Genomic DNA, 9,012 nt, shown 5'->3' with positions numbered 1-9,012 from the left:
AGTCGGAGGGCCCCCCCCTTTTCCTCCCCTTCTCCTTCTTGTCCGTTTTTCTTCTGTCTCCCCCCCCCCCCCCCCCTGGGGCCGGCCGGGCGGCCGGTGGGCACGGGGGAGCCGACCGGCCACCCGGGGTCTTCGGGTGGTACTGCTTCCTGCGGGTGGTGCGGGTCCTGCGGGTGGTACTGCTTCCTGCGGGTGGTGCGGGTGGTGCTGTTCCGGGCGGGCGGCGAGCCCGGGGGGAGTCGCTCGCCGCCCACCCGGAGTCCTGGGGGCTACCTCCCGGCCGACTGTTCGTTCTCGGTCCGGTCGGGCTTGTCCGGGCGGCCGTCCTGCGCGTTGGGGACGGCCGGGGCGGTCACGCCGGACTTGCCCGGTCTGGTGCCGGCGCCGCCGGTGTCCTCGCCGTCGCTGCCGCCGTTGGCGTTGCCGCGCCCGTTTCCGCTGCCGCTTCCGTTGCCGTTTCCGTCGGTCCGGCCGCCGCCGGTGCTCCCCTTGCCGGATCCGGCGTTCGCCCCGCTGCCGCTGCCGGTGCGGCCGGGGTCGCGCGTCGGGCCGGTGGCGCCCTGGTGGTCGCCGTCCTCGCCGTCCTCGTCGTCGATCGCGGCCCGGCAGTAGTCCGTCACGCGGTCCGCGCCACCGGCCGCCGCGATCAGCGGGCCGTACAGCGATTCGCCGGCCAGTCGGTTCGGGCGGTCGCCCTTGGCCGTACGGTCGGCGAAGCCGGTGCAGAGGCCGAGCAGCGCGGGCGGGACGGCCGAACGGCCACCGCGCCCCTCGGGCGAGGGGGTGCCGGGCGTCGCGGGGCCGGACGGGACGACCGCCTGCGGTCCGGCGGAGGCGCTGCCGGACGGACGGGCGGAACCGGACGCCACGGCACCGAACGGGGCCACGCCCGCCGACGACCCGACGACCGCCGGGCCCGACGCCGGGCCGGTGGCAGCGTCCCGGCCGGCGAGCCTGTGCTCCGGCGCGGACGGGCCGCCGCCCAGCGCGGGCGGCAGGTTGCCGGTGCCGGCGGCGACGGCGACACCGCACAGCGCGGTGGTGCCGAGCACGACGGCAGTGGCCTTCGTGCTGAAGGCCCTGGCCAGCACCGCGGTTGCCATCGATCGTCTCCGGACGGGGGTCACTGTCGGGTGGGGCGTGAGACTCGCCTCCCGGAACGCGGCCAGGGCGGCCTCCTCCCCGGCCAGTTCGCCAGCCGTCGCGGGGGCGGCGGCCGCGGCGAGCACCCGGGCGAGTTGCCCGGGACCGCCGTCCGGTCCGGTGAGCGAGGCGTCCTGCCCGGCCGACGGGCCGCCCACGGCACCACCGAGCAGCTGCTCGGCGGCATCACGGTCGATCCGACGGGATCGGTTGGTGCTCATCTCATGTCCTTCAGCGTCGCGGCCCGGCGTTCTGTCACACCCTGCGGAGAACTTTTTTTCGCGGGTTTCCCCACGGGTCGCCCGACGGCCTCGCCCCCGCCCACTCCGGCCGCCGCCCCGGCGGCGTTCCCCGCGGCCCCGGCGCCCGGTCCGGCCTGGGCCCCGGCCGTCGCCGCACCGGCCCGGGCCGCCGGGATGCCACCCCCGGAGGCGCGCGGCTCGACCAGCTTGGCCAGCCGCCGCAGCCCCCGGTGGGCGGCCATCCGGACGCTGCCGGCCCGCTTGCCGAGCACCCTGGCGGCGCTCTCCGCGTCCAGATCCATGACCACCCGCAGCAGCACGGCCTCGGCCTGGTCGCGCGGCAGCCGGGAGATCAGGGCCAGCGCGTCCGCGGTGCCGACCGTGGTCAGCGCCGCACGCGCGGTGTCGTCCCCCGCCGCCAGCTCGACCAGTTGCTCGAACGGCAGGTCGGTGACCGGACGGCGGCGCCGGGCGCGCAGGTGGTCGAGGGCGCGGTGGCGGGCGACGGTGGCGGCCCAGCCGCGGAAGCCGTCCCCGTCGCCGGAGAAGCCGCGCAGGTCGCGGGCGATCTGCAGCCAGGTCTCGGAGGCGATGTCCTCGGCGTCCTGCGCGTCCTCCGGCCGGCCGCCGACCAGCACCCGCAGGTAGCGCAGCAGGCCCGGCTGGACGGTCCGGAACAGCAGCCGGAACGCCTGTTCGTCCCCGGCCTGCGCGGCCCGGACCGCCTCGGTCAGGTCGGGGGGAGCGGGGGCCGGGCCCGGCGGCGGGCCGGCGGGTGGGACTGGTCCGGACCGGCCGACGGGTCCGTCGGTGCCCGCTCCGGGGCGCTCTGCACTCTGCACCCGCCACATGATGCGCCATTCGGGCGAACACTTCGGCTCCGGCCGAACGACCGCCCGCGGCCGGGGCCAAGGTCCCGAGGACTGCTGTCGTTCGCCCACGGCCCGGACCGGCCCGTCCGGCCTACGTTGTCGGTAGGCGAAGCAGTCCGGGCCGACGGCCCGCCCCGACACAGGGTCCGCCGACGCACCCGGCCCGCCGCCGCGCCCCCGCCGTGTCCGAGGGCGCACGCACGACCCGTGCGGGCCCCGGTCGCACGACCCTGCCTGGTTTGAGCCGTGCCGCTGGGGACCAGCACTGACGGGGACCACCACCGGCGCCGGGCCCGGCACACCGCACCCGGCGCACCCGTCCGGCACCACGACCAGCAGGGAAAGACCGCGATGACGACCGCCCACGAGCTCCACGGGCTCCACGAGCTCCATGCGAAGGGCCTGCGCGAGCACCTCGCACCCGCCCTGCGCGCCCTGGGCCTCATCGGGTGGCGCCGGACCTTCAGCCTGCCGGACGAGACCCACTGGCTGCTGCTCGGCCTGGTCGAGCGCCCCGCCGCCGACCGGGTGCCCTTCACCTTCGAGCTCAGCGTGGTCCGCCGCACCGACTGGAGCGTCGCGGCCCTCCCCGGCCACCGGCCCGACCCGCGCACCCGGTACGGCGTCGAGACCTGGCGGGCCCGGATCGGCGAGGTGCTGCCGGTCGGCGAGGACGTCTGGTGGGAGGTGCTGCCCGGGCCGCGCTGGCAGCTCCCGCTGGACGACGCGGTCGCCGCCGTGCACCGTTACGGCCTGCCGGAGCTGCGGCGCCGGGCCGAGGCGGACCGCACCCGCGCCGGGGAGACCTACCTCCTGCCCGCCGAGCTGGAGTCGGTCAACGCCGCGCTGCTGACCGCGGCGGTGGCCCGGGTGCAGCGCGCCGAGCTGGCCGACGAGGCGCTGGAGCTGACCGGCGCCTGGACCCGCGGCGACGGCGTCGCCCGGACCGTTCTGGCGGGTGTCGCGCAGGGCTTCCTGTCCGCCGGCGACGAGCGCTACGGCACCGTCCGCTGCCTGGACACCCTGGGCCGCGCGCTGTGGACCTTCCCCGACGAGGGGTAGGAAATCCGCAGGTCGGAGGCGGTGTCACGGCGCGCACCATGACAACCGTCATGCGGATGACGCAACGGACGGCACTGCGCTGACGGAGGGTCGGACGGAAAGACTGGAGGCACGACGCGGGCAGCGGCCCGCGGCCACCAGCCGGGGAGGAACCCACCGTGAGCCAGACCGTCAGTGCCGCCGCCGTCACCAGCACCGTCGCCCTCACCGGCACCGCCCCGGCCACGTCCGCCAGCGCCGGCGCCGCCACCGGCGCCAAGGCCCCCAACCCGCTGGTCTCCGGGCTCCGCCCGCTGGCCCTCGACGTGGCCGCCCCGCTGGCCGGCTACTACCTGCTGCACTCGGCCCTCGGCCTGAGCGAGTTCGCCGCACTGGCCTGGAGCAGCGCCATCCCGGCCGCCCGGACCGTCCTCGGCCTGCTGGTCGAGCGCAGGCTCAACCTGTGGGCCGCCCTGATGCTGACCGTCAACCTGGCGGGCCTGGCGCTGACCTTCGTCACCGGCGACGCCCGCCTGATGATCGCCAAGGACGGCGGGCTGAGCGGCACCGTGGCACTGGCGATCCTGGTCTCCGCGCTGGTCGGCCGACCGGTGATGACCCCGATGCTGATGCCCTTCCTCACCAAGGGCCGGCCGGAGCGCGCGGCCGCCTGGCAGCGGCTGGTCGAGGGCCGGGCGGCCGGAGCGCGGGCCTTCCGCCGCCACGAGCGCCTGTTCTCGGGCATCTGGGGCACCGCGCTGCTGGCCGAGTGCGCGGCCCGGGTGGTCGGCGCCTTCACCCTGCCGGTGTCGACCATGGCCTGGCTGTCCACCGTCGTCCTGATCGGCGCGATCGTGGCCGGTTCGATGCTCGGCCAGATCGCGGTCGAGCCGATGGAGCGGCTGGTCCGCACCGAGACCGAGGCCCCGACCGCCGCCTGAGCACGCGGCCCGCCGCCTTCCCGAACACCCGGTTCCCCGAACACCCGGCTCCCCGAACACTTCCCCGAACACTTCCCTGAACGGCCGGTTCCCGGGACTCGAACGGCGAGGAACCATCCGGATCCCCCGGGAGTCGTTCATAACGAGGGGGTAACGGGACCCCCGCCGAGGAAAACGGGGACCCCCATGTACCGGACGACGCACGCGCCGAGCAGCACCGAGGACCGCACGCTCGTCTGGGACGGCTGCCTGAACGTCCGCGACCTGGGCGGCCTCCCCACCGCCTCCGGCCGGCCCACCGCCCACGGTGCGATGGTCCGGGCGGACAACCTGGACCGCCTCACCGCCGAGGGCTGGGACGCCCTCCTCGACCACGGTGTCCGCACCGTGGTCGACCTGCGCAACGCCGAGGAGTACAAGCCGCTCCTCCCGCTCCCCGAGGACGTCGAGCTGGTCCGCGTCCCGCTGGACGAACTGGCCGGCCCCGCCTGGTGGGAGGCCCACGGACGGCTGGACGGCACCCCGCTCGCGCTCCGCCCCTACCTGGACCACTGCCCGCACGCCGCCGCCGCACTGGTCTCCGCGCTCGCCGACGCCCGCCCCGGCGGCGTGGTCGTGCACTGCGGCGCCGGCCGCGACCGCACCGGCCTGGCCGTCCTGCTGCTGCTCGCCCTGGCCGGGGTCGACCGGGCCGCGATCGCCGAGGACTACCTGATGAGCGGCCCCAACGTCCGTCCGCTGTACGGGATGCTGGGCCTGCCGGACCCGTACCGCCGGATCGACGCGGTGCTCGCCGAGGCCGGGACCACCGCCGAGGACGCCCTGGCGGCCGCGCTCGACGACTTCGACCCGGTCGGCTACCTGCTCGCGGCGGGCGTCGCGCCCGAGCGGATCGCCGCCGTCCGGGAGCGGCTGCTGCCCGCCGCGTAGCGCGGGCCCCGAAGCCGCCGGGGCTCCGAAGGGGTTCCCCGGGGCCCCGGGAGGCCCGGGACGCCCGGGAAGACTTCCGCAAACCATCGTCAACCGATGGTTGACGATCCCCGGATCGACAACCTACGGTTGACGCATGGAGAATCCCGTTGTTCCCAACAGCACTCCGCTGCGCCTCGACGACCTGATCGCCGCGATCAAGAAGGTCCACACCGACGCGCTCGACCAGCTCTCCGACGCGGTCATCGCCGCCGACCACCTCGGCGAGCTCGCCGACCACCTCATCGGCCACTTCGTCGACCAGGCCCGCCGCTCCGGCGCCTCCTGGACCGACATCGGCCGCAGCATGGGCGTCAGCAAGCAGGCCGCCCAGAAGCGCTTCGTGCCCAAGGATCCGGGCGCCCCGAACGACCTCGACCCCAGCCAGGGCTTCAGCCGGTTCACGCCCCGGGCCCGCAGCGTCGTGGTGGCCTCCCAGGAGGAGGCCCGCAAGGCGGGCAACGCCGAGATCACCACGGCGCACCTGGTGCTCGGCCTGCTCGCCGAGCCCGAAGGCATCGGCATGAAGGCGCTCACCGCCCAGGGCGTCACCCAGGAGGCCCTGCGGGCGGTGGCCGCCGCCGCCCTGCCGGCCGCCGTCGACGACCTGCCGGCGCTGATCCCGTTCGACGCCGAGAGCAAGAAGGCGCTGGAACTGACCTTCCGCGAGGCGCTCAAGCTCGGGCACAACTACGTCGGCACCGAGCACCTCCTGCTCGCCCTGCTGGAGCTGGAGAACGGCCAGGGCGTGCTGGCCGGACTGAAGGTGGACAAGCCCGCCGCCGAGGCCTTCGTCTCGGAGGCGATCGCCGCCATCGTCGCCGCCCGGGACGCGGAGGCCGAGCCGCAGCAGTGAGGCCCCGTGCCCTGTCCCGGGCGGAACTCCCGCCCGGGACGGGGCACGTGCGCTCAGAACCCGGAGACGTGGGTGGTGACGATCCGCACCCGGCCGTCCTCGGCCGCCTCCAGCGCCGCCCGCAGCCGGGCCGACCGGGCCGGGCCGAGCAGCTCCAGGGCGTCCTCGACCGACGCCCAGCGGTAGTCGTCCAGCTCGCCGGCCGGGACGGTCACGGGGGTGCCGTCCGGGACGGCGCCGAAGTCGAACATGAAGTGCTGGGCGGGGTGGTCGAGTTCGGCCGAGGCGTGGGTCCAGGAGATGGCCAGCAGTTCGCCCGCCCGCCGGACGAGGCCGGTCTCCTCCTGCAGCTCCCGCTCGGCGCACTCCACCGGGCCCTCGCCGAGGTCGATCGTGCCGCCCGGGAACTGCCAGTGCTCGCGGTACCCGGCCTTCACGATCAGGATCCGACCGGACCCGTCCCGCAGCAGGCACCCCGCCGCCGCGTAGATCCGGGGCAGGGAGGCCAGCCATTCCTCGCGGGACTTCAACGGCTCAGCCGTCACGGTGCTCCTCCTGGGGCGGGGCGGGTTCGGTCGCCCCCACTCTGCCACCCGCCGACGACCGATGAGTCGAGGCCGCCCCGGCGGTCCTATCCGGCATGAACACCGTGGAAGCCGAACCGGAACGCCCCGTACTGACCTGCGACCTGGGCGCGCTGACCGCCCCCGACCTGGCCGTCGTCGACGCGCTCGCCCGGCTGCGGCTGGCCGCCGCCCGGCACGGAGTGGCCGTGGTGCTGCTGAACGCCGGCGGCCCGCTGCGCGAACTGCTGGCGTTCAGCGGCCTGTCGGCGCTGCTGCCGGGCGCGGCCGACCCCCCGGCCTTCGCGGAGCTACTCGGCGACGGAGTCCACGGCGGGCTCGGCCTCCAGTCGGGGCGAGAGGCCGAAGAGCGGGAAGAGCACGTCGGTGTCCAGGAAGTTGGTGAAGCCGGTGATCCGCCCCTCTGACACCTCCGGCACGATCAGCGCCCACGGCTCGAACCCGCCCGCCGGACTCGGCCGGTACTGGCCGAAGGCCGGACCTCCGTTGGCCGTCACCGGGAGCAGCCGGGAACCGCGGCAACCGCGACCGGGGCCCAGCATCCACGCCCGGAGTTCGTCCCGCCCGCGCAGCCACATCGAGAACGGCGGCATGTTGAGCGTGACGTCCTCGTGCAGCAGCGCGGCGAGACCGTCCATGTCGTACGCCTCGAAAGCGCGGACGTAGCCGTCCAGCAGCGCGCGCCGGCCCTCGTCCAGCTCGGGGGCCGGCCGGGCCGCCGAGGCGTCGACGGCGAGCACCGCCCGGGCCCGCTGCAGCGCGCTGTTGACCGAGGCCACCGTGACGCCGAGCAGTTCGGCCACCTCGGCGGCCTTCCAGCCGAGCACCTCGCGCAGGATCAGCACCGCCCGCTGCCGGGGCGCGAGGCGCTGCAGCACCGCGACGAAGGCCAGCTTCACCGACTCGCGCTGGACGGCCACCTCGGCCGGGTCCCCCGTCTCGGGCAGCACCCGGCCGTCCGGCGCCGGACCGATCCACGTCACCTCGGGGAGCCGGGTGTCGTGCGCCGCGGCCACCGTGACCGGCCCGGCCAGGTCCATCGGCCGGGCCCGGCCGTTGCGGCCGTTCAGCGCGTCCAGGCAGACGTTGGTGGCTATTCGGTACAGCCAGGAGCGCAGCGCGGCCCGCCCCTCGAAGCCCCGGTGCCCGCGCCAGGCGCGGACCATGGTCTCCTGCACCGCGTCCTCCGCCTCGAAGACCGAGCCGAGCATGCGGTAGCAGTAACCGGTCAACTCGGTGCGGTACCGCTCCAACTGGAGCTCGACCGGCTCCTCCGTGATCACGTCGGTCATCGTGCGCCCCGCCCCCGTCGTCCTGCCCCGTACCCGTGCCTGTGCCCTGGTGAACGGGACGAACGTAGCGCACCCCACTGACACCGACCGTGCCGACCGCGCTCCGGTGGCAACAGCCCTGCGGGAGCGGGCCGAAGCCGTCGCTCACCGGCCGTCGCAGGGGGACGGGAAATTTCTGACGATGCGCCAGGAGCGTTCCGGCCGTAGTGCGGTGCGGTGCGGTGCGGTGCAGTGCGGTGCAGTGCGGCACGGTGCGGTGCGGTGCGGCTCAGTGGGCGGAGTGCTTCTCCGCGCCACGGTGCCGGTGCCCCTTGAGCTCGGCGTGCATCGCCGGGGCGGCGTGCATCGTCGTGCCCGGCGCGTCCCTTCCACCGTGCCGGAACGATTCGCCGGCGCCGTGCCCGGCGGCGGCGTAGGACATCGCGCCGGCGCTCGGCATCGGCGCGAACCGGGCGGGCGGGCTCGCCATGCCCCGGCGCTCCAGCAGCTCCTGGGTGCCCTGGCGGAGCTTGGCGGTGCTGCCGGGCGTTCGCTTGGTCATCGTCGGCCTCCCTTCGTCGGCCACCGGCCGGTCGGATGCCGGCCGGTGGGGCCGAACGGGCTTTATGTCCGGATTTTATCCGGATTGCAGGTCCGTGCCAGTGCGGAAGGGATGTGCGGGCGCCACACCCGGGAGACGTCCGCGGGAGCCTGCGCGAGCGCCGGTACGCGGGCCCCGTCAGACGCGTGACCGGCTCAGCCCATGACCTCGTGGACGAAGCACCAACGCCAGTCCTCCCCCGGCTCGTACGAGCGGATCACCGGGTGGGAGGTGTTGTGGAAGTGCGCGGTGGCGTGCCGTTGCGGAGAGAAGTCGCAGCAGCCGATGTGGCCGCAGTCCAGGCAGATCCGCAGGTGCACCCAGTCCCGGCGGCCCTGCTCCAGGCAGTCGGCGCAGCCGTCGGCGGGCGGCCGGGGCTCGATGTTCTGAGGGGCCAGAGCGAGGTCTTCGCAGGCGCTCATGACTGAAAGGCTATGCCGCCCCGGCACGGAACGCCCGCTCAGGGCGGCCACGGACGGGCGTCCCGAGGGT

11 protein-coding genes are annotated in these 9,012 nt (G+C 75.3%); 5 read left to right on the top strand and 6 right to left on the bottom strand.

Features of this window, described 5'->3' with window-relative positions:
• Nucleotides 1–269: 269 nt before the first annotated feature.
• Both ACFVGO_RS23875 and ACFVGO_RS23870 read right to left on the bottom strand, forming a co-directional pair.
• Nucleotides 270–1,364: a hypothetical protein gene (locus ACFVGO_RS23875; protein ID WP_380633905.1), complete on the bottom strand. Its 1,095-nt coding sequence runs from the start codon at nucleotides 1,362–1,364 to the stop codon at nucleotides 270–272.
• Complete coding sequence (locus tag ACFVGO_RS23870) at nucleotides 1,361–2,236, bottom strand: RNA polymerase sigma factor (RefSeq protein WP_380352419.1); 876 nt, start codon at nucleotides 2,234–2,236, stop codon at nucleotides 1,361–1,363. Before ACFVGO_RS23870 ends, ACFVGO_RS23875 begins: the two co-directional genes overlap by 4 nt.
• Before the next feature lie 372 nt (nucleotides 2,237–2,608).
• Between ACFVGO_RS23870 and ACFVGO_RS23865 the strand changes: the two genes are divergently transcribed.
• From ACFVGO_RS23865 to ACFVGO_RS23850, 4 genes are all read left to right on the top strand, one after another.
• A complete protein-coding gene (locus tag ACFVGO_RS23865) occupies nucleotides 2,609–3,319 on the top strand; it encodes a hypothetical protein (RefSeq protein ID WP_380633903.1) in 711 nt (236 codons plus the stop codon).
• A 158-nt stretch (nucleotides 3,320–3,477) separates the two neighbouring features.
• Complete coding sequence (locus tag ACFVGO_RS23860) at nucleotides 3,478–4,239, top strand: VC0807 family protein (RefSeq protein ID WP_380633901.1); 762 nt, start codon at nucleotides 3,478–3,480, stop codon at nucleotides 4,237–4,239.
• Between the two features lie 186 nt (nucleotides 4,240–4,425).
• Nucleotides 4,426–5,169: a tyrosine-protein phosphatase gene (locus ACFVGO_RS23855; RefSeq protein ID WP_359902117.1), complete on the top strand. Its 744-nt coding sequence runs from the start codon at nucleotides 4,426–4,428 to the stop codon at nucleotides 5,167–5,169.
• Nucleotides 5,170–5,305: 136 nt separating this feature from the next.
• On the top strand, nucleotides 5,306–6,064 hold the full coding sequence (locus tag ACFVGO_RS23850) for a Clp protease N-terminal domain-containing protein (protein WP_359902114.1): 759 nt from the start codon (nucleotides 5,306–5,308) through the stop codon (nucleotides 6,062–6,064).
• A gap of 53 nt (nucleotides 6,065–6,117) precedes the next feature.
• Here ACFVGO_RS23850 and ACFVGO_RS23845 read toward each other — a convergent pair whose 3' ends face one another.
• Complete coding sequence (locus tag ACFVGO_RS23845; protein WP_359902111.1) at nucleotides 6,118–6,609, bottom strand: NUDIX hydrolase; 492 nt, start codon at nucleotides 6,607–6,609, stop codon at nucleotides 6,118–6,120.
• A 95-nt stretch (nucleotides 6,610–6,704) separates the two neighbouring features.
• On the opposite strand from ACFVGO_RS23845, the gene ACFVGO_RS23840 reads away from it, so the two are divergent.
• Nucleotides 6,705–7,055, top strand: coding sequence for an STAS domain-containing protein (locus ACFVGO_RS23840; protein ID WP_380352425.1), 351 nt, complete (start codon nucleotides 6,705–6,707; stop codon nucleotides 7,053–7,055).
• Here the strand turns inward: ACFVGO_RS23840 and ACFVGO_RS23835 are convergent.
• From ACFVGO_RS23835 to ACFVGO_RS23825, 3 genes are all read right to left on the bottom strand, one after another.
• The gene (locus tag ACFVGO_RS23835; protein ID WP_380633898.1) at nucleotides 6,939–7,940 is read right to left on the bottom strand and encodes a sigma-70 family RNA polymerase sigma factor; all 1,002 of its coding nucleotides are present in this window, start codon (nucleotides 7,938–7,940) and stop codon (nucleotides 6,939–6,941) included. The two genes, ACFVGO_RS23840 and ACFVGO_RS23835, sit on opposite strands and share 117 nt — an antisense overlap.
• Nucleotides 7,941–8,208: 268 nt before the next feature.
• Nucleotides 8,209–8,481: a hypothetical protein gene (locus ACFVGO_RS23830; protein ID WP_380352428.1), complete on the bottom strand. Its 273-nt coding sequence runs from the start codon at nucleotides 8,479–8,481 to the stop codon at nucleotides 8,209–8,211.
• A 194-nt stretch (nucleotides 8,482–8,675) separates the two neighbouring features.
• On the bottom strand, nucleotides 8,676–8,942 hold the full coding sequence (locus ACFVGO_RS23825; protein ID WP_359902101.1) for a UBP-type zinc finger domain-containing protein: 267 nt from the start codon (nucleotides 8,940–8,942) through the stop codon (nucleotides 8,676–8,678).
• Nucleotides 8,943–9,012: the final 70 nt, after the last annotated feature.

Source organism: Kitasatospora sp. NPDC057738 (assembly GCF_042798815.1).
Classification (GTDB): domain Bacteria; phylum Actinomycetota; class Actinomycetes; order Streptomycetales; family Streptomycetaceae; genus Kitasatospora; species Kitasatospora lactacystinica.
The sequence above is the reverse complement of the archived record's forward strand: the minus strand, read 5'-3'. Positions and strand labels throughout refer to the sequence as shown.